General features: G+C 66.6%; 16 protein-coding genes. All 16 read left to right on the plus strand.

Annotation, left to right across the window (positions count from 1 at the left end; translation table 11 throughout):
• The first annotated feature begins 218 nt into the window (after positions 1–218).
• The 16 genes from AAC071_RS11205 to ftsZ all read left to right on the plus strand — a co-directional run bounded on the left by AAC071_RS11205 (position 219) and on the right by ftsZ (position 19,059).
• Positions 219–695 carry a division/cell wall cluster transcriptional repressor MraZ gene (locus tag AAC071_RS11205; protein WP_339832536.1) on the plus strand — a complete coding sequence of 159 codons (477 nt, stop codon included), beginning with the start codon at positions 219–221 and terminating at the stop codon, positions 693–695.
• Positions 692–1,723 (plus strand): 16S rRNA (cytosine(1402)-N(4))-methyltransferase RsmH, encoded by a 1,032-nt coding sequence (rsmH, locus tag AAC071_RS11210; RefSeq protein ID WP_339832539.1) that lies wholly within the window; start codon positions 692–694, stop codon positions 1,721–1,723. Before AAC071_RS11205 ends, rsmH begins: the two co-directional genes overlap by 4 nt.
• Positions 1,720–2,094, plus strand: coding sequence for a hypothetical protein (locus AAC071_RS11215; RefSeq protein ID WP_339832541.1), 375 nt, complete (start codon positions 1,720–1,722; stop codon positions 2,092–2,094). Before rsmH ends, AAC071_RS11215 begins: the two co-directional genes overlap by 4 nt.
• Complete coding sequence (locus AAC071_RS11220) at positions 2,091–3,854, plus strand: penicillin-binding protein 2 (protein WP_339832543.1); 1,764 nt, start codon at positions 2,091–2,093, stop codon at positions 3,852–3,854. Before AAC071_RS11215 ends, AAC071_RS11220 begins: the two co-directional genes overlap by 4 nt.
• A 31-nt stretch (positions 3,855–3,885) precedes the next feature.
• On the plus strand, positions 3,886–5,355 hold the full coding sequence (locus tag AAC071_RS11225; RefSeq protein WP_339832545.1) for a UDP-N-acetylmuramoyl-L-alanyl-D-glutamate--2,6-diaminopimelate ligase: 1,470 nt from the start codon (positions 3,886–3,888) through the stop codon (positions 5,353–5,355).
• Positions 5,352–6,788 carry a UDP-N-acetylmuramoylalanyl-D-glutamyl-2,6-diaminopimelate--D-alanyl-D-alanine ligase gene (locus tag AAC071_RS11230; protein ID WP_339832547.1) on the plus strand — a complete coding sequence of 479 codons (1,437 nt, stop codon included), beginning with the start codon at positions 5,352–5,354 and terminating at the stop codon, positions 6,786–6,788. Before AAC071_RS11225 ends, AAC071_RS11230 begins: the two co-directional genes overlap by 4 nt.
• Before the next feature lie 3 nt (positions 6,789–6,791).
• Positions 6,792–7,880, plus strand: a complete 1,089-nt coding sequence (mraY, locus tag AAC071_RS11235; protein ID WP_339832548.1) for a phospho-N-acetylmuramoyl-pentapeptide-transferase — start codon at positions 6,792–6,794, stop codon at positions 7,878–7,880.
• Positions 7,881–7,884: 4 nt separating this feature from the next.
• Positions 7,885–9,294, plus strand: coding sequence for a UDP-N-acetylmuramoyl-L-alanine--D-glutamate ligase (gene murD / locus AAC071_RS11240; RefSeq protein ID WP_339832549.1), 1,410 nt, complete (start codon positions 7,885–7,887; stop codon positions 9,292–9,294).
• Positions 9,291–10,439 (plus strand): putative lipid II flippase FtsW, encoded by a 1,149-nt coding sequence (ftsW, locus tag AAC071_RS11245; RefSeq protein ID WP_339832551.1) that lies wholly within the window; start codon positions 9,291–9,293, stop codon positions 10,437–10,439. Before murD ends, ftsW begins: the two co-directional genes overlap by 4 nt.
• On the plus strand, positions 10,436–11,626 hold the full coding sequence (gene murG, locus AAC071_RS11250; RefSeq protein ID WP_339832552.1) for an undecaprenyldiphospho-muramoylpentapeptide beta-N-acetylglucosaminyltransferase: 1,191 nt from the start codon (positions 10,436–10,438) through the stop codon (positions 11,624–11,626). The genes ftsW and murG overlap by 4 nt, the downstream gene beginning before the upstream one ends.
• Positions 11,626–13,056, plus strand: coding sequence for a UDP-N-acetylmuramate--L-alanine ligase (murC, locus tag AAC071_RS11255; RefSeq protein ID WP_339832553.1), 1,431 nt, complete (start codon positions 11,626–11,628; stop codon positions 13,054–13,056). The genes murG and murC overlap by 1 nt, the downstream gene beginning before the upstream one ends.
• On the plus strand, positions 13,053–13,991 hold the full coding sequence (gene murB / locus AAC071_RS11260; RefSeq protein ID WP_339832555.1) for a UDP-N-acetylmuramate dehydrogenase: 939 nt from the start codon (positions 13,053–13,055) through the stop codon (positions 13,989–13,991). Before murC ends, murB begins: the two co-directional genes overlap by 4 nt.
• Positions 13,988–14,914, plus strand: a complete 927-nt coding sequence (locus AAC071_RS11265; protein WP_339832557.1) for a D-alanine--D-alanine ligase — start codon at positions 13,988–13,990, stop codon at positions 14,912–14,914. Before murB ends, AAC071_RS11265 begins: the two co-directional genes overlap by 4 nt.
• A complete protein-coding gene (locus AAC071_RS11270; RefSeq protein ID WP_339832559.1) occupies positions 14,902–15,909 on the plus strand; it encodes a cell division protein FtsQ/DivIB in 1,008 nt (335 codons plus the stop codon). The genes AAC071_RS11265 and AAC071_RS11270 overlap by 13 nt, the downstream gene beginning before the upstream one ends.
• On the plus strand, positions 15,906–17,216 hold the full coding sequence (ftsA, locus tag AAC071_RS11275; protein ID WP_339832561.1) for a cell division protein FtsA: 1,311 nt from the start codon (positions 15,906–15,908) through the stop codon (positions 17,214–17,216). The genes AAC071_RS11270 and ftsA overlap by 4 nt, the downstream gene beginning before the upstream one ends.
• Positions 17,217–17,394: 178 nt before the next feature.
• Positions 17,395–19,059: a cell division protein FtsZ gene (gene ftsZ, locus AAC071_RS11280; protein ID WP_339832563.1), complete on the plus strand. Its 1,665-nt coding sequence runs from the start codon at positions 17,395–17,397 to the stop codon at positions 19,057–19,059.
• The last annotated feature ends 151 nt before the right edge of the window (positions 19,060–19,210 follow it).

The following is a 19,210-nucleotide window of genomic DNA, read 5'->3' on the forward strand; positions in this document are numbered from 1 at the left end:
CGATGAATTAACCCCCCATTCAGACAGTTCAGGCGGGTCAAAATGGGGCGGAAAACCGCGAAAATACTAGGCTTTCCCGTTGACGACCATGAAATCCCATGTTATCCCATGATGTCCCGTACAAGGCCCAGCCGCGCCCATAGAGCGTCCGCCGGTCCCGCGGGCACAAGTTCCCTCAGGCAGGAGGGGGCGGCCCGAGAGAGGGGAGAGGTCGGCCGATGGAGTCGTTCCGGGGGCGTTTCACGAACAAGATCGATGCGAAGGGGCGCGTGTCCGTGCCTGCGAAGTTTCGCGCCGTAACGGTCGCCCAGGGCTTCAACGGGATCATCTGCTTTCCGCCGCTGAACGAGGGCCGGTTCATCGAGGGCTGCGGGCCTGCCTTTTCGAGCCAGATCGACCAGATGCTGGCGCGGCTCGACCCGTTCTCGCCCGAGCGCGACATGCTGGCCTCGGTGCTGCTCGGCGAAAGTGCCGAACTGATGTTCGACGCCGATGGCCGCGTCATTCTTCCCGAGACGCTGCGCGAGATGGCCGGCATCACCGACGAGGCGACCTTTGTCGGCGCCGGCGAACGCTTCCAGATCTGGGAACCCAGGGCCTATGAGGCCTTTGCCGTCGAAGCCAGGAAGCAGGTTCCCGGTTTCCGCGCCATGCTCAAGGCGCCGCTTCCCATCCCGGATGGAGGTGGACGATGAGCGACAGCGGCCGGAGCAACGCCCCTCATATCCCGGTGATGCTCGCCGATGTCCTCGATGTTCTCCGGCCGCATGATGGCGGGATCTATGTCGACGGCACGTTCGGTGCGGGCGGCTACACGCGGGCCATTCTCGGCGCCGCCGATTGCGCGGTGCTGGCGATCGACCGCGACCCGAGCGCGATCCTGCGTGGCCGGGCGCTGGCGACCGAGTTCACCGGCCGGCTGACGCTGATCGAAGGCTGCTTCGGCGACATGGCTCGGCTGGTGCGCGCGCTCGGTCACGAGACCGTCGATGGGGTGGTGCTCGACCTCGGCGTTTCCTCGATGCAGCTCGACGAGGCCGCGCGCGGCTTCTCGTTCCAGCAGGACGGACCGCTCGACATGCGCATGGGCGGCGAGGGCCCGTCCGCCGCCGATGTCGTCAATCATTTCGACGAAAGCGACCTTGCCCGGATCATCGCCGTCTATGGCGAAGAGAAGCGCGCACGGGCGGTCGCCAAGGCGATCGTCGCGGCGCGGGCGCAAGCCGAGTTCAAGCGGACGCTGGAGCTTGCCGAAACGGTGGCGCGGGTGATCGGCCGCCGTCCGCAGGACCGTATCCATCCGGCGACGCGCACCTTCCAGGCGCTTCGCATCTTCGTCAATGACGAGCTGGGCGAACTGGCGCGCGGGCTGTCGGGCGCCGAAGACCTGCTGCATGCCGGCGGCCGCCTCGCTGTCGTCACGTTCCATTCGCTCGAAGACCGGGCGGTCAAGCGCTTCCTTACCGCGCGGACCGGGCGGGCGGGGCGCGCCAACCGCCACATGCCCGAGCGCGACGAGGCCGCGCCGTCGTTCCACGAAATCGAACACAAGGCGCGCAAGGCGCCCGAGGCCGAGATCGAGATCAATCCACGCGCACGTTCGGCCAAGCTGCGCGCGGCTGAACGGACCGGCGCGCCGGCGCTGCCGCTCGATCCCGCAGCGCTCGGCCTGCGCGCGGTTCCGATGCTCGACCGGCAAGCGCCGGCGGGAGGGCGGGCATGATCCGGTTCATCAACCTGCTGCTCGTTGCCGCCGTGATTGGCCTTTCGGTCGGTCTCTACGACATCAAGTATCGCGCCGAGGGCGCCGACCGCATGGCAACCCGCATCGAGGCGGAGATCAATGGCGAGCGGGACGCCATTCGCGTGCTGCGGGCCGAGTGGAGCTATCTCAACCAGCCGGAGCGGCTGCAGGAGCTGGCCGCGCGCTACATGGAGCTCAGGCCGCTGACGGCCAGCCAGATCGTCGAGTTCGAGGACCTGCCGATGCCGCATATGGCAGACGATTTCTACGTGCCTTCGGGCCGGCAGCCGCTGGGCGGCTATGCCGGTTCCGTCGCCGAAGGTGCTGGAAGCGGGAGGTCCATTCAATGATCGGTCGCCGCAACCTGCCCCAGCCGCAGCCGCGTTTCCTTCAGCCGGGACATGACGCGATCGCCCGGCCGCGTCATGCCGCCCGTGCCGGCGACGGGCAGGGCCGGACGCCATCGGAGCGCCGTATCACGCTGGCGATCGCCGTGTTCGCTGCCTGTTTCGCGCTGATCGGCGCGCGGCTTGTCGGGCTGGCGATCATCGGCGGCGACGGCGCGTCGCGCGTTGCCGCGGTCGACAGCGCCGCACCGATCCAGCGACCCGATATCGTCGATCGCAATGGCGAGGTGATGGCAACCGATATCGGCACCGCTTCGCTCTATGCCGATGGCCGCAGCATTATCGATCCCGGCGAAACGGCGCGTCAGCTTGCGACCGTGCTGCCCGAGCTGGATGTTGGCGACATGACGGCCAAGCTTGCCTCGGGCCGCGCTTTCATGTGGGTCAAGCGCGATCTCGCGCCGCGCCAGCAATATGCGGTGCATTATCTCGGCCTGCCGGGGCTCGATTTCCGAAACGAGCGAAAGCGGGTCTATCCCAACGGCAAGACCGCCGCCAGCGTGCTCGGCATGGTCGATATCGACAATAACGGCACGGCCGGCATCGAGCGCTACATGGACCGGACGCTCGCCCGCCCTGACTCGTTCGGCGCGCCGCGTTTCGACCGAAACCGGACGGTGATGCTGTCGATCGACATCAAGGCGCAACATGCGCTGACGGACGAACTCGAAAAGGCAATGAGCGAATTCAAGGCGCTGGCCGCGGTCGGCATCATCATGGATGTGCATAGCGGCGAAGTCGTCGCGATGACGTCGTTGCCCGACTACGACCCCAACGACCCGATGGCGGCACCCGAAGAGGCGCGTTTCAATCGCGCGACGCTCGGCGTTTACGAAATGGGCTCGGTATTCAAGGCGGTTACGCTTGCGGCGGCACTCGACAGCGGCAAGGTTCGGCTCGACGGCCAGTTCGACGCGACCAAGCCGATGCAGGTGGCGCGCTTCAAGATTCACGATTTCCATGCGCAGAACCGCTGGCTCAGCGTGCCGGAGGTCTTCGTTCACTCCTCCAATATCGGTACTGCCAAGATCGCGTTGCAGCTGGGCGGTGACGAGCACCGCGAGTATCTGCGCCGCTTCGGCATGCTGACGCGGCCGCAGATCGAACTGCCGGAGGCCGGCGCACCGCTGACGCCGGCGCGCTGGACCGAGTTGTCGACCATCACCACATCCTATGGTCACGGCATTGCGGTGACGCCGCTGCAGGTCGTCAGCGCGATCTCGACCATCGTCAATGGCGGGTTCAAGGTCGAACCGACCTTCCTGCGCCGCAACGAAACACAGCTTGGGGCGCGGGTGATTTCGAGCGACGTCAGCCAGACGATGCGCGGGCTGATGCGGATGGTGGTGGCGGAAGGCACGGGACGCAAGGCCGATGTGGCCGGCTATCCGGTGATGGGCAAGACCGGGACGGCGGAGAAGGCCGAGAACGGCCGTTATGCCCGCAACAAGCTGATCACCTCGTTCATCAGCGCCTTTCCGGCCAACGATCCGCGCTACGCGATGATCGTGATGTTCGACGAACCGAAGCCGACAAAGGACACCTATGGCTATGCGACGGCCGGCTGGAATGCGGCGCCGGTGACCTCGCGGGTGGTGGCGCGGGTCGCGCCGCTGCTCGGGTTGCGGCCGGCGACGAAGCCGCAGGAACAGCAAATGTTGCGTGAAGCGAAGCTCGTGTCCTTCGATGCGGGCGGGCAGTGACGACAGGCGTATGCGTAGACGGCGAACAGGAATGTTGGGAGAGATGCAGCTTGCGGCGTTGATGGGGTCCGACCTCCCGGCGCTCCCGGAGGGGGGCGCGACGGAGATACTCGGCCTGACCGCGGACAGCCGTGCGGTCAGGCCCGGATTTCTTTTTGCCGCATTGCCGGGGACCAAGGTCGATGGCAGCCGCTTCATCCCGCAGGCGCTCGAGCAGGGCGCGGCGGCGCTGCTGGTGCCGCAGGGCGCCGTGATCGAGGCGCGCGTGCCGGTGATTGCCGACCGCAATCCGCGCCGGCGTCTGGCGCTGATGGCGGCGCGGTTCTTCGGCAAGCAGCCCGAACTCGTCGTCGCGGTGACGGGGACCAACGGGAAGACATCGGTTGCCACTTTCGTGCGGCAGATCTGGGCGGCGCTCGGCAAGGAGGCGGCCAGCCTCGGCACGCTGGGCGTCGAGCGCGCGGCCGGGACACGGCCGCTCGGGTTCACCACGCCCGATCCGGTGGCACTGCAGGCCGAACTGGCGACGCTGGCAGACGAGGGTGTGACACATCTGGCGATGGAAGCGTCGAGCCACGGCCTGGCGCAATACCGGCTCGACGGGGTGCGGCTTGCGGCGGCGGGTTTCACCAATATCACGCGCGACCATATGGATTATCACGCCAGTTTCGACGATTACCTCTATGCGAAGCTGCGGCTTTTCGGCGAAGTGATGGGGCCAGGCGGCATTGCCGTCATCAATGCCGACACGCCGCAGGCGGCCGAAGTCGAGGCGTTGTGCTGGGCGCGCGGACACCGGATCATCTCGGTGGGGCGCAAGGGGCGCGGCATCTGCCTTCTGACGACGCGGCCGACGGCGCGCGGGCAGACACTCGAACTGGTACATGGCGGCGCCAATTACGAAGTCGCGCTGCCGCTGGTCGGCGGCTTCCAGGCATCGAATGCGCTGGTCGCGGCCGGGCTCGTCATCGGCTGCGGCGGCATGGCCGCGACGGTTTTCAAGGCACTTGAAAAGCTCCAGGGTGCGCGCGGACGCATGGAAGAGGCGGTACATCTCGCGAACGGTGCCTCGGTCTATATCGATTTTGCGCATACCCCCGATGCGCTGGAGAATGTGCTCGAAGCGATGCGTCCGCATGCGCAAGGCAGGCTGACGGTCGTCTTCGGCTGCGGCGGCGACCGCGATGCCGGCAAGCGCCCGCAGATGGGTGCCATTGCGGCACGGCTTGCCGACATTGTCTATGTGACCGACGACAATCCGCGCAGCGAGGCGGCGGCAGCCATTCGCGCCGCAATCCTGCAGGGCTGTCCCGGCGCGCAGGAGATCGGCGACAGGGCCGAAGCCATCGAAACGGCGATGCGCGGGCTTGCGGCCGGCGATGTGCTGGTGGTCGCCGGCAAGGGCCATGAGACGGGACAGATCGTCGGCGACAGGGTCATTCCCTTTTCCGACCATGACGCCGTTGCGGCAGCGGCGCGCAAGATCGGCGGTGGCGCATGACGACACCGCTCTGGACACAGGCCGATGCAATTGCGGCGACCGGCGGCAAGGCCGAAGGTGCAAACTGGAGCGCGACGGGCGTTTCGATCGACAGCCGGACGCTGCAGGCCGGCGATCTCTTCGTCGCGATCGAGGGCGAGAACTCGGACGGGCACAAATTCGTCGAAGGCGCCTTTGCCAAGGGTGCGGCGGCGGCCATCGTGTCGAAGCCGACCGCGCAGATGCGTGCGGCGGGCCCTCTTGTCGTCGTTGCCGACACGCTTTCGGCGCTCAATGCGCTGGGCCGTGCCGCGCGGCGACGTGCCGCAGCGAAGATCGTCGCGGTAACCGGCAGCGTCGGCAAGACCGGTACCAAGGAGGCGCTGCACTTCGTGCTGTCCGAGCAGGGTGCGACCCATGCCTCGGCGGCGTCCTACAACAATCTCTGGGGCGTACCGCTGTCGCTGGCGCGAATGCCGGCCGATACGCGCTTCGGGATTTTCGAAGTCGGGATGAATCATCCGGGCGAAATCACGCCGCTGTCGAAGCTGGTCGAGCCCTTTGTCGCGCTGATCACCACGGTCGAGGCCGTGCACCTGGCCTTCTTCAATTCGGTCGAGGAGATCGCCGATGCCAAGGCCGAAATCTTCGACGGACTGCAGGAAGGCGGCGTTGCCATTCTCAATCGCGACAACCCGCATTATGCGCGGCTCCGGGCACGGGCCGAAGCGCGCGGCGCGGCGCGGATCATCTCGTTCGGCGAGCATGCCGACGCCGACGCACGTCTCGACAAGCTGGCGCTCAATGAAAGCTGCTCCTGCGTCTCGGCAACGATCTGCGGGCAGAAGGTCACCTACAAGCTGGCCGTGCCCGGGCGCCATATCGCGATGAACAGCCTTGCGGTGCTGGCCTGCGTGCAGGCGCTCGACGCCGATCTGGCGCTGGCCGCACTTGCCATGGCGCAGCTCAAGGCGCCGAAGGGCCGCGGCGAGCGCCATGTCGTATCGGCGCCGCTCGGCGACTTCACCGTGATCGACGAGAGCTACAACGCCAATCCAGCCTCGATGCGCGCCGCGCTGGCCGCGCTCGGACAGGCGCGTCCTGCCAATGGCGGCCGGCGTCTCGCGATTATGGGCGACATGCTGGAGCTTGGCGACGATTCGATGGCGATGCATCGCGAACTGGCCGCCGATATCGACCGTTCCGGGATCGATCTCGTTTTCGCCTGCGGTCCGCATATGCGCGAACTCTTCAAGGCGCTGCCGGCCGGCCTGCAGGGTGCCTATGCCGAGACGTCGGATGCGCTCGCGCCGCTGCTGCGCGACGCCATTCGTCCCGGCGACGTCGCGATGGTCAAGGGATCTCTCGGTTCGCGGATGGGGCCGCTGGTCGAGATGCTCAAGGGGATGGGCGACGACGACGGCGCCAGCCTGCGGCGCAACAGGGGGGATTAGGGGATGCTGTACGATCTACTGGGCGGCATGGCAGGCGAGATACCGGCGTTCAACGTGTTTCGCTACATCACGTTCCGCACCGGCGGGGCGACGCTGACGGCGCTGCTGATCAGCTTCCTGTTCGGGCCGCGCATCATCGCGTTGCTGAAGTCACGGCAGCGCCGCGGCCAACCAATCCGCGAGGACGGGCCGCAATCGCATATCGTGCAGAAACAGGGCACGCCGACCATGGGCGGGTTCCTGATCCTGGTCGGACTGGTGCCGTCGGTGCTGCTGTGGGCCGATCTGTCCAACAAGTATGTCTGGATCGTGCTGCTGGTGACGCTCGGCTTCGGCGCGGTGGGATTTGCCGACGACTATCTCAAGGTGTCGAAGATTTCGCCGAAAGGCGTGCCGGGGCGCGTCAAGCTCTTCTTCGAATTCGTCATTGCGATCGCCGCCATGTGGGCGCTGGTGCTGGTGGCCAACGAGCCGTTGCAGACGGCGCTGACCGTGCCCTTCTTCAAGAGCGTGTTGTTGCAGCTCGGCGGCTTCTTCTTCGTGTTCGGCGCGCTGGTCATTGTCGGTTCGTCGAATGCCGTCAACCTGACCGACGGGCTGGACGGGCTTGCCATCGTGCCGGTGATGATCGCCGCGGCGTCGCTGGGCCTCATCGTCTACCTGGTCGGCAATGCGGTGTTCGCCGACTACCTGCAGGTGCATTTCGTGCCGGGCACCGGCGAACTGGCGATCATCTGCGGCGCGCTGATCGGCGCCGGCCTCGGTTTCCTCTGGTACAATGCGCCGCCGGCCATGGTGTTCATGGGCGACACCGGGTCGCTGGCGCTCGGCGCCACGCTCGGCACCGTCGCCGTCGCGGCCAAGCACGAACTGGTGCTCGCCATCATCGGCGGGCTGTTCGTGCTGGAAGCGGTGTCGGTCATCGTGCAGGTCGCCTCGTTCAAGCTGACCGGCAAGCGCGTCTTCCGCATGGCGCCGCTGCATCATCATTTCGAACAGAAGGGCTGGGCGGAGCCCACCATCGTCGTCCGCTTCTGGATCATCTCGGTCGTGCTCGCCATGGCTGGTCTCGCAACGCTGAAGCTGAGGTGAGGGGATGATCGCAGCCACCGGTTTCGCCAAGCGCAAGGTCGCGGTGTTCGGGCTCGGCACGTCCGGGCTTGCGACGCTGCGCGCGCTCGAAGCCGGCGGTGCGACGGTGCTGGCCTGGGACGATTCGGAAGCAAAGCGGGCCGAAGCGGCGGCGGCGGGTTTTGCGCTTGCCGAAATCGATGGCTGGGACTGGACGGCGATCGCGGCGCTGGTGCTGAGCCCCGGCGTGCCGCTGACCCACCCCGAACCGCATCCGGCCGCGCGCGCGGCGCAGGCCGCCGGTGTCGAGATCATCGGCGATATCGAGCTTTTCCAGCGGGCGGTGACGGCAAGCGGCACCGGCGCGCGGATCGTCGCCATCACCGGCACCAACGGCAAGTCGACCACGACGGCACTGATCGGGCACATGATCCGGCGCTGCGGCGGCGAGGCACAGGTCGGCGGCAATATCGGCAAGGCGGTGCTCGAACTCGAAGCGCCGAAATCGACAACCGTCTACGTGATCGAGGTTTCTTCCTACCAGATCGACCTTGCGCCCGGTCTTGCGCCGAACATTGCCATTCTGCTCAACATCACGCCGGACCATATCGACCGGCACGGCTCGCTCGCGCATTACGCGGCCGTCAAGGCGCGGCTCTTCGACCGGCAGGGGGCGGGCGATACGGCGATCATCGGCGTCGACGATGTGCTGTCGAAGGATATCTGCACCGGTGTCAGCGCGCGACGCGCGGCCCGGGTCGTGCCGATTTCGGTCGGCAAGTCGCTCGGCCGCGGCGTCTATGCGATCGACGGCGTGCTCTACGACAATGCCGGCACGCAGGCGGTCAAGGCCGGCGACCTGAAGGAGATGCGGACGCTGGCCGGCGCGCATAACTGGCAGAACGCGGCAGCGGCATATGCGACCGGCCGCGCGCTCGGCTATACGCGCGAAAAGATCTTCGCCGCCTTCGAGAGTTTCCCCGGGCTTGCGCACCGCATGGAGATCGTGGCGGAGCGCGACGGCATGCGGTTCGTCAATGACAGCAAGGCGACCAATGCCGATGCCGCCTCGAAGGCACTGGCCGCCTACCGGAACATCTACTGGATTGCCGGCGGCAAGGCCAAGGAAGGCGGCATCGAAAGCCTCGCGCCGCTTTTCCCGCATATTGCGCGCGCCTATCTGATCGGCGAAGCGGCCGAAAGCTTCGCGCATACGCTCGACGGCAAGGTTGCCTACCGGCAATGCGGCACCCTGGCCGCCGCCGTCGAGGCCGCGACGCAGGATGCCACGGCCGACGATGCGGATCTGCGCGTCGTGCTGCTGTCGCCGGCCTGCGCCTCGTTCGACCAGTTCCGCAATTTCGAGGAGCGCGGCGACCAGTTCCGCCGCGAAGTGCAGCGCGCGCTCGCCGTGACGGGAGGGGCTGCCGCATGATCCGTCTCGCGCGTACCAATCGCAGCCTGATCGCCGAATGGTGGTGGACCGTCGACCGGTGGACGCTGCTTTGCCTGGTCTGTCTGATGGTGCTGGGCGCAGTGCTGGCGCTGGCGGCCAGTCCGGCGGTTGCCATGCGCATCAATTTGCCGCCATTCCATTTCGTTTATCGCCAGATGATCTTCTTCCTGCCGGCGCTCGCGGTGATGATCGGCGTGTCGCTGCTCAATGTGAGGCAGGTGCGGCGTCTCGCGGCGCTCGTCTTTGCAGGCGCGCTGGTACTGATGGTGCTGGCGCTGCTTGTCGGCCCGGAGGTCAAGGGCGCGCATCGCTGGCTGCAGGTCGGTCCGTTCGCGATCCAGCCATCGGAGTTCGTCAAGCCGGCCTTCGTGGTGCTGGTCGCCTGGCTCTTTGCCGAGGCCCAGCGCAGCCCCGGTATTCCCGGCACCGGCATTGCCCTGGTGCTCTACGCGGCGGTGGTGGGCGTGCTGGCGCTGCAGCCCGATTTCGGGCAGCTGATGCTGGTGACGATGGTCTTCGGCGCGATGTTCTTCATGGCCGGCCTGTCCTGGCGCTGGATCGGTTCGCTGGCCGCGCTCGCGCTGGCGGGCGTCGTTTGCGCCTATACGCTGATGCCGCATGTCGCCAGCCGCGTCGACCGCTTCCTCAATCCGGATTCGGGCGACACCTACCAGATCGACCGGGCGCTTGACGCTTTCCATGCGGCCGGGTTCTTCGGGCGCGGCCCGGGCGAGGGCGAGGTCAAGCGCATCCTGCCGGACGCCCATACCGATTTCATCTTCGCGGTGGCAGCCGAGGAGTTCGGTGTGGTGGTCGGGCTGATGATCATCGGCCTGTTCGCCTTCATCGTCGTGCGGCCGCTGAAACGGGCGGCCGAGGAGCGCGATCTCTTCGTGCAGTTCGCGACCTGCGGCCTGGTCGCGATGTTCGGACTGCAGGCGCTGATCAACATGGCGGTCAATCTCAATCTCGTGCCGTCCAAGGGGATGACGCTGCCGTTCATTTCCTATGGCGGCTCGTCGCTGCTGGCGCTGGCGCTCGCGATGGGCATGCTGCTGGCGCTGACGCGACGCCGCGCGGGCAGCAATGTCGCGCTGCCCGGCAACGGGAGGGCGCCGGCATGAAGCGCTATCCGCAGGGTCCCATCGTCATTGCCGCGGGCGGCACGGGCGGACATCTTTTCCCCGGCCAGGCGCTGGCGCAGGAACTGCGCCGCCGCGGCCGCCGTATCGCGCTGATCACCGACGAGCGCGTGCAGCGTTTCGACCGGCTGTTTCCCGATGCCGATATCTATCCCGTTCCGGCGGCCACACCTTCAGGCAAGGGGGCCATCGGGCTGGTGCGTGCGGCGCCGGCCATTCTCGCCGGCATCGCCCGCTCCTTCGGCATTCTCGGCCGGATCAAGCCGGCCGCGCTGATCGGCTTCGGCGGCTATCCGACGCTGCCGCCGGTCGCTGCCGCGATCCTGCGCGGAGTGCCGGTCTGCGTGCATGAGCAGAATGCGGTGCTCGGCCGGGTCAACCGTCTGGTCGCGCCTTATGTCGACGCCATCGCCTCGACCTTCGAAGCACCGAAATTCCTCAAGGCGCGCGATGCCGGCAAGGTCGTGCTGACCGGCAATCCGGTGCGCGATGCGGTGATGGCCGTCGCCGATCGCGGCTACCAGGCGCCGGCGGACGAGGGGCACATTCATCTGCTGGTGTTCGGCGGCAGCCAGGGCGCGCGGGTGATGAGCGATGTCGTGCCGGGCGCGCTTGCGCAACTGCCCGACGTGCTGCGGCGCCGCCTGTCGGTGGTGCAGCAGGCCCGGGCCGAGGATATCGAGCGCGTACGTGCGGTCTATGCGGCGGCCGGGATCGCGGCCGAACTCAGCGCCTTCTTCGACGACATGCCGGAACGGCTGGCGGCGGCGCATCTGGTTATCGGCCGCTCGGGCGCCTCGACGATCAGCGAGCTGGCGATCGTCGGCCGGCCGTCGATCCTGGTGCCGCTGCCGCATTCGCTCGACAACGACCAGAAGGCCAATGCCGAGAAACTGGCGCGCAGCGGCGCGGCCTGGGCGATCGAGCAGAAGAATTTCACCGAGACGGCGCTGGCGGCGCTGCTGACGACGCTGCTGGCCGACCCCGCGCAACTCGCGGCGGCGGCGCGCGCCGCCAAGGCGCATGGTCAGCCCCATGCCGTGCGCGATCTCGCCGATCTCGTCGAGCGGCTCGGCCGCGGCGAATTCCAGCCCGACGGTACGCCGCTGCGTGCCACCGACGCGACCGGCGGTTCCGGCGTCCTCAAATTCGCGATCGGAGGTGCATGATGCGTCCCGCGCCTCTCGACATCGGCAATATCCATTTCGTCGGCATCGGCGGTATCGGCATGAGCGGCATTGCCGAGGTCATGCACAATATCGGCTACAGCGTGCAGGGCAGCGACCTGTCGGAAAGCGCCAACGTCAAGCGGCTCGCCGGGCTCGGCATCAAGGTATTCATCGGCCAGAAGGCCGAGAACCTCGCCGATGCGCAGGTGGTCGTCGTGTCGTCGGCGATCAAACCCGACAATCCGGAACTGATCGAGGCGCGCGCCCGCTTCCTGCCCGTGGTGCGGCGCGCCGAAATGCTGGCCGAACTGATGCGGTTGCGTTCCTGCGTGTCGGTGGCCGGCACGCATGGCAAGACCACCACAACCTCGCTGGTGGCGGCGATCCTCGACGGCGCCGGGCTCGATCCGACCGTCATCAATGGCGGCATCATCAATGCCTACGGGACCAATGCGCGGCTCGGCGACGGCGAATGGATGGTGGTCGAGGCCGACGAATCCGACGGTACCTTCGTCAAGCTGCCCTCGACGATTGCGATCGTCACCAATATCGATCCCGAACATCTCGATTATTACGGCTCGTTCGAGGCGGCCAAGGACGCCTTCCTCGCCTTTGTCGAAAACGTGCCGTTCTACGGCTGTGCCGTGATGTGCGTCGACCATCCGGAAGTGCAGGCGCTGATCGGCCGCGTGCGCGACCGGCGCATTGTGACCTATGGCACCAATCCGCAGGCCGATATCCGCGCGACCAACATGCGTGTCGAGGACGGCTTCAATACATTCGATGTCACGATCACCGACCGCAAGACCGGTGCGACGCGCGAGATTCCGCGCGTTCGGCTGGCGATGCACGGGATGCACAACATGCTGAACAGCCTGGCGGCGATCGGCGTGGCGCTGCAGATGGGCATCGGCGACGACATGATCCGTTTGGCGCTGGAAGGCTTCGGCGGCGTCAAGCGGCGTTTCACGCATGTCGGCAACTGGAACGGCGTCAGCATCTATGACGATTACGGCCATCACCCGGTCGAGATCGCGGCGGTGCTGCAGGCGGCGCGTTCGGCGACACAGGGTCGCGTCATCGCCGTGGTGCAGCCGCATCGATACACGCGGCTGCACAATCTGTTCGACGAATTCTGCGCCTGTTTCAACGATGCCGATGCGGTGATCGTGGCCGATGTCTATGAAGCCGGCGAGAAGCCGATCGAGGGCGCCAGCCGCGACGCGCTGGTGGAGGGCCTGCGCGCGCGCGGCCACCGCAACGTGATGCCGCTGCCCGGCCCGGAGGGGCTGGCGGCGCTGGTGGCGCAGGTGGCGAAGCCCGGCGATCTCGTCGTCTGTCTCGGCGCGGGCAACATTACTGCCTGGGCCAATGCGCTGCCCGCCGAACTGGCGGCGCTCGGCGCCGGCAAGTCAGGGGGGCGCAAATGATGGCCGCGCGTGCTTCCCTTCCGCATCTGATCGACCGGCTGCCTTCGGTGCGCGGCGAACTCGTTGCCGATGCGCCGCTGGCACCGCTGACCTGGTTCCGCGTCGGCGGGCCGGCCGAAGTCATGTTCCGGCCGGCCGACGCGGACGATCTCGCCGCGTTCCTGGCGGGTTGTCCTGCCGATGTGCCGGTCACCATCATCGGTGTCGGCTCCAACCTGCTGGTGCGCGACGGTGGTGTGCCGGGTGTGGTTATCCGGCTCGGGCGGCCGTTCATGAATGTCGAAATCGCCAAGGGGAACCGCGTTCGCGCCGGCACAGCCGCGCTTGATGTGGCGGTGGCGCGCGCGGCGCAGGAAGCCGGCATTGCGGGGCTCGAATTCTATCGCGGCATTCCGGGTTCGATCGGTGGTGCACTCAGGATGAATGGTGGCGCCTATGGCCGCGAAACGAGGGATGTGCTGATCGAGGCCGTCGCCGTCGACCGGGCCGGCAAGCGCCATGTGCTGTCGAATGCCGATATGCATTACAGCTACCGCCATTGCGGTGCGCCGGACGATCTGATCTTTGTCGAAGCGCTGTTCCAGGGCACGCCTGGCGACAAGGGCGAAATCCAGGCGCGGATGGACGAGATCACCGCCTCACGCGAGGCGACACAGCCGATCCGTACGCGGACCGGCGGCTCGACTTTCAAGAATCCGGATGGTCACAAGTCGTGGCAACTGATCGATGCGGCCGGCTGTCGCGGCCTCACACGCGGCGGCGCGCAGGTGTCGGAGCTGCATTGTAATTTCCTGATCAATACCGGTGCGGCCAGTGCAGCCGATATCGAGGATCTCGGCGAGGAGGTGCGCGCGCGCGTCAAGTCGCAGAGCGGCGTCACGCTCGAATGGGAAATCCGTCGCATCGGCGTGCGGCAGGCAGGAGGCGAGGCATGAGCGCGGGCAAGCATGTCGCGGTTCTAAAGGGCGGCTGGAGCGCCGAACGCGCGGTCAGTCTGGTGTCCGGCAAGGGCTGTGCCGAGGCGCTGAAAGGCCATGGCTATCGCGTCAGCGAAATCGATGCAGGGCGCGATCTGGCCGATCAGATCCTGAAAGTGAAGCCCGATGTCTGCTTCAATGCGCTGCATGGGCGCTGGGGCGAGGATGGTTGCGTGCAAGGTCTGCTCGAGATCCTGCGCGTACCCTATACGCATTCGGGTGTGCTGGCCTCGGCACTGGCCATGCACAAGGAGCGCGCCAAGTCGATCTTCCGTGCCGCCGGACTTCCGGTCGCCGAAAGCGTCGTCGTGCCGCGCGAACAGGCCGCGCTCGGCCATGTCATGGATCCGCCCTATGTCATCAAGCCGGTCAGCGAGGGATCGTCGGTCGGTGTCTTCCTGGTGCGCGCCGGTGACAACCGGCCGCCGACCGAACTGACCTCGCCGGACTGGAATCTCGGCGACGAGGTGATGGCGGAACGCTATATCGCCGGCCGGGAACTGACCTGCGCCGTGATGGGCGAGGAGGTTTTCGGCGTCACCGAGATCATCGCCAACACGACCTTCTACGACTACGAGGCCAAATACGCGAGCGGCGGCTCACGGCACATCATCCCGGCGCCGGTCGAACCGGATGTCTATGCCGAGGTACAGCGTGTGACGCTGGCCGCGCACAAGGCGCTCGGCTGCCGCGGCGTTTCCCGCGCCGATTTCCGCTTCGACGACACGCGGCCGGGCAAGGGCGAACTCATTCTGCTCGAAGTCAACACACAGCCCGGCATGACGCCGACATCGCTGGTGCCGGAACTGGCCAATCTCGCCGGCTATTCCTACGCCGAACTCGTCAGCTGGATGGTGGAGGACGCGTCATGCGACCGGTGAAGAAAGCATCGCGCACCGGCATCCGAACCGCGCCGAGGCGCGGCGCCAAGAGCAAGATCGCGCCGGGCAAGCGCCGCAACGCGGCCGCGACGCGCGTCTTCGGCCGCCGTTCACAGCGCCCGCCGGGACCGATCGTGCGCTGGCTGGCCGAGATCGGCGCCGGCGAATTTCCGATGCGGCCGTTCACGGCCGGCGTGGCGGCGCTGCTGGTCGGCGTTGTCCTCTACGGGCTTTTCGTCGGCGGGCATGTCGCCGACGGCGCCAACGGCATCGCCGAGCGGACCAACCGTCTGCTGGCCTTGTCGGGCTTCAGCATTCAGGACGTGACCGTCACGGGGCGCGTGCGCACCGACAAGCAGGCCCTGTTCGAGGCCGGCGGGATGAAGCGTGGCGATCCGATCTTCGGCTTCGATACCGAGGCCGCGCGGCAACGTGTCGAGCGGCTGGACTGGGTCGAAACGGCGACGGTCACACGGTTGCTGCCCGACACGATCCGCATCGAAGTGACAGAGCGCGAACCCTTCGCCCTCTGGCAGCGCGGTGGCCTGCTGTCGGTCATCGATGCACAGGGGCGTCCGATCACCGACGAAAACGTGCAGGAGTTCGCGCATCTGCCTTTCATCGTCGGTTTCGGTGCGCCGCGCGAGGCACCGGCTCTTCTTACAACGATGCAGGCAGAGCAGCCGCAGCTTTTGCAGCGGGTCCGCGCCTTTGTGCGCGTCAGTGGCCGACGCTGGAATCTCCGGCTCGAGAACGGCGTCGACGTCAAGCTGCCCGAAAGCGGTGTCGAGAAGGCGCTGGCCGATCTCGTTGCCCATGACGCCCGGCACCGCATTCTCTCGCGCGACATTGTGGCGGTTGATCTCAGACTTCCTGACCGCGTGTCGGTCGAACTGGCGCCGGGCGCCGACGCAGCTGAAGGCATTGCGGCAGGCATCACGACGAAGAATGGCGTTATCCGGTCCGACGCGGCCGGTATTGGGGGCGATACATGAATATGGTCAGTCTCGGCTCGAGGAGTTTTCAGGGCCGGCCTGTTGCGGCGGGCCGCTCGGGTACGATTGCGGCGCTCGATGTGGGATCGAGCAAGATCTCCTGCTTCATCGCACGGATTGAAGCGGGGCGGGTGGCCAACGGTCATACGCCGGTCCGTGTCATTGGTATCGGCCATCAGGTGTCGCGCGGTATCCGGGCCGGCGCCGTTGTCGACATGGATGCGGCCGAAGAAGCGATTCGTGTCGCTGTCGACGCGGCCGAACGGATGGCGGGCGTGACAATTCGCGATGTGATCGTCGGCGTGTCGGGGGGTGAACCGAAAAGCCAGACGGTTGGCGTCAAGGCGTCAGTCGCGGCCGGCGAGATCGGCGACAACGATCTCGGGCGGCTGATCGGCCATGCCCAGAGCAACTTTCAGCCCGATGGGCGCGATGTCCTGCATGCCATCCCGACCAATTACAGTGTCGATGACAGTCGGGGCGTGCGTGATCCGCGTGGCATGTTCGGCGAGCGGGTCGGCGTCGAGGTTCACATGGTCAGCGGCTTGCGCGGGCCATTGCGCAATCTCGAACTCTGCATCGAGCGCTGCCATCTCTCGGTCGCCGGCATCGCGGTCAGCCCCTATGCGAGCGGTCTGGCCTGTCTGGTCGAGGATGAAATGGACCTGGGCGTGGCCGTCATCGACATGGGCGGTGGTACCACGTCGCTCGGCATCTTCTTCGAAGGCGCGATGGTCTACTGCGATTCCGTGTCGATTGGCGGGAATCATATTACCAATGACATTGCACGGGGGCTTTCGACGCCGCTCGCGCATGCGGAACGGATGAAGACGCTTTACGGCAGTGCGCTGGCGAGCCCGTCGGACGAGAGAGAAATGATCGATGTGCCACAGGTTGGCGAGAGCGATGCTGATTCGGCCAACCATATTCCGCGTTCGATGCTGACCGGCATCATCCAGCCCCGGCTCGAGGAAACCTTCGAGCTGGTGCGCGACCGGATGGATGCCAGTGGTTATGGGCGCCTGGCCGGTCGCCGCGTGGTGCTGACGGGCGGTGCGAGCCAGCTCAATGGCGCTCGCGAACTGGCCGCGCGCATGCTCGACAAGCAGGTCCGTATCGGTCAGCCGATCCGGCTGACGGGGCTGGCCGACGCAACCGGCGGCCCGGCCTTTTCGACCTGTGCGGGCCTGCTGACCTATGCGCAAATTTCGCCGCTCGATGCGACGGGTGTGGAAGACGAGGCGGAAACGGGTTCGCCCAATGGTCAGTTCCGCCGGTTCAGCCGCTGGCTGAAGGAGAATTTCTGATGAGACGCATCGACCATATCGGTGTGCGACGACGAAGCGGGCAACCGCAACGGGCACCTTGCCGGCGGCGGCAGGGACGGCTCGCAGGCCCGCCGGGAAGACGGGTGACCGAATCGCCGCCAGACAAGAGTGCGGCAAACCCGACCCGGATTTTCAATACTGCTCCCAGGAGGCTGACATGAGCATCAAACTTTCGGTTCCCAAGGAAAAGGAACTCAAGCCCAGAATTACCGTCTTCGGCGTTGGCGGCGCCGGCGGCAATGCGGTCAACAACATGATCGAGGCCGGTCTCGAAGGCGTCGACTTCGTTGTGGCAAACACGGATGCGCAGGCCCTGGCATTGTCTTCCGCGGATCGGCGCATCCAGCTCGGCGCCTCGATCACTGAAGGTCTGGGCGCTGGTTCGCGCCCGGAGGTCGGCTGCGCGGCGGCCGAGGAAGCGCTGCACGAGATCGTCGAGCACCTGCAGGGCGCTCACATGGTCTTCATCACGGCCGGCATGGGCGGCGGCACGGGCACGGGTGCGGCCCCGGTCATCGCCCGCGCGGCGCGCGAACACGGCATCCTCACAGTCGGTGTCATCACGAAGCCTTTCCAGTTCGAGGGCTCGCGGCGCATGCGGCTTGCCGAGGAGGGCATTTGCGAGCTGCAACAGTATGTCGATACGCTGATCATCATTCCGAACCAGAATCTGTTCCGGGTCGCGAACGAGAACACGACCTTTGCCGATGCTTTCGGCATGGCCGACCAGGTGCTGCATTCGGGCGTCGCCGGCATCACCGACCTGATGATGAAGCCGGGCCTGATCAATCTCGACTTCGCGGATGTGCGCACCGTGATGAACGAGATGGGCAAGGCCATGATGGGCACCGGCGAGGCCAGCGGCGAGAACCGGGCGATCGAGGCCGCGGAGGCCGCGATCTCGAATCCGCTGCTCGACGAAGTGTCGATGAAGGGCGCCAAGGGCGTGCTCATCAACATCACTGGCGGTATGGATCTGACGCTTTACGAAGTCGACGAAGCGGCCAATCGGATCCGTTCCGAAGTCGATCCGGACGCCAACATCATCGTCGGCTCGACCTTCGACAGCTCGCTTGATGGCCGGATGCGCGTCTCGGTCGTGGCAACGGGTATCGAGGCTGAAGGGGTGACGCTGGCCCGGCCCGAGGCGCAGACGGCGCAGATCCGTGTCGTTGCGCAAAATCGCGTGGCGGCCCCGGCGGCACAGCCGGTGGCCCAGGCAGCGCCTGCACCCAACCCGGTCCAGACCCAGGTCGAACAGATCGAAGAGCGGATGACGCCGGCGGTCCAGGCCGATCTCGGCATCGAGCCCTCGGCGCCAGCGGCCCGGGACTACGATGCGGCCGACTATGAAGCCGAGGTCATCATCCACAAGCCCGAGCCGCGGCAGCAGCCGGCACCCCGGGCCGAGGTCGATGCGCCGGTCGTTCCGGCGGCGGCGGTTCGCGCCGAACCCAAGGGTCAGCCCTTCATCCCGGGCGACCTCGAGCGGGCAGAGACCGGCAAGGCGGCAATCCCGGGATTCCTGGGTCAGAAGGCGGCGCCAGTGCAGCAATCCCGGGCACCCCGCAAGGGACCCGGTTTCTTCGAACGTCTGACCGGCGGTCGCCGCAAGACGGAAGAGGCCGCCGCCCCGGCCGCCCCGCAGCGCCGCGAGCCGGTTGCCGCCCAGCGCAAGCCGGAGCCGGCACGTCCAGCGCCGGCCGAGAATGCCCGGCTCCAGGAAGGATTGTCGCCGGCCACCGAGAGTCGTCTCGTGCAGCCCTCCTATGAGGAAGAGCAGCTCGAGATCCCGACGTTCCTGCGCCGTCAGGCCAATTGACGACTGCCGGCCCTGCCCAGGCGGGGCCGGCCCGGATGGTAAACCCGCCCGTTTCGGACCTTGTGCCGGAGGGCGGGTTTTCTCTTTTCCGATCAATAGTTAACCGGCGTTTCCGGAACGTAACATTCGGTAAAAATCTGTTATTTGAGAC

The sequence above is a fragment of the uncultured Parvibaculum sp. genome (assembly GCF_963975745.1).
Classification (GTDB): Bacteria; Pseudomonadota; Alphaproteobacteria; order Parvibaculales; family Parvibaculaceae; genus Parvibaculum.

Bases quoted from the DNA above. Each gene is read 5' to 3' on its own strand.
- AAC071_RS11205 (WP_339832536.1), top strand. From the start codon at position 219: ATGGAGTCGTTCCGGGGGCGTTTCACGAACAAGATCGATGCGAAGGGG.
- rsmH (WP_339832539.1), top strand. From the start codon at position 692: ATGAGCGACAGCGGCCGGAGCAACGCCCCTCATATCCCGGTGATGCTC.
- AAC071_RS11215 (WP_339832541.1), top strand. From the start codon at position 1,720: ATGATCCGGTTCATCAACCTGCTGCTCGTTGCCGCCGTGATTGGCCTT.
- AAC071_RS11220 (WP_339832543.1), top strand. From the start codon at position 2,091: ATGATCGGTCGCCGCAACCTGCCCCAGCCGCAGCCGCGTTTCCTTCAG.
- AAC071_RS11225 (WP_339832545.1), top strand. From the start codon at position 3,886: ATGTTGGGAGAGATGCAGCTTGCGGCGTTGATGGGGTCCGACCTCCCG.
- AAC071_RS11230 (WP_339832547.1), top strand. From the start codon at position 5,352: ATGACGACACCGCTCTGGACACAGGCCGATGCAATTGCGGCGACCGGC.
- mraY (WP_339832548.1), top strand. From the start codon at position 6,792: ATGCTGTACGATCTACTGGGCGGCATGGCAGGCGAGATACCGGCGTTC.
- murD (WP_339832549.1), top strand. From the start codon at position 7,885: ATGATCGCAGCCACCGGTTTCGCCAAGCGCAAGGTCGCGGTGTTCGGG.
- ftsW (WP_339832551.1), top strand. From the start codon at position 9,291: ATGATCCGTCTCGCGCGTACCAATCGCAGCCTGATCGCCGAATGGTGG.
- murG (WP_339832552.1), top strand. From the start codon at position 10,436: ATGAAGCGCTATCCGCAGGGTCCCATCGTCATTGCCGCGGGCGGCACG.
- murC (WP_339832553.1), top strand. From the start codon at position 11,626: ATGCGTCCCGCGCCTCTCGACATCGGCAATATCCATTTCGTCGGCATC.
- murB (WP_339832555.1), top strand. From the start codon at position 13,053: ATGATGGCCGCGCGTGCTTCCCTTCCGCATCTGATCGACCGGCTGCCT.
- AAC071_RS11265 (WP_339832557.1), top strand. From the start codon at position 13,988: ATGAGCGCGGGCAAGCATGTCGCGGTTCTAAAGGGCGGCTGGAGCGCC.
- AAC071_RS11270 (WP_339832559.1), top strand. From the start codon at position 14,902: ATGCGACCGGTGAAGAAAGCATCGCGCACCGGCATCCGAACCGCGCCG.
- ftsA (WP_339832561.1), top strand. From the start codon at position 15,906: ATGAATATGGTCAGTCTCGGCTCGAGGAGTTTTCAGGGCCGGCCTGTT.
- ftsZ (WP_339832563.1), top strand. From the start codon at position 17,395: ATGAGCATCAAACTTTCGGTTCCCAAGGAAAAGGAACTCAAGCCCAGA.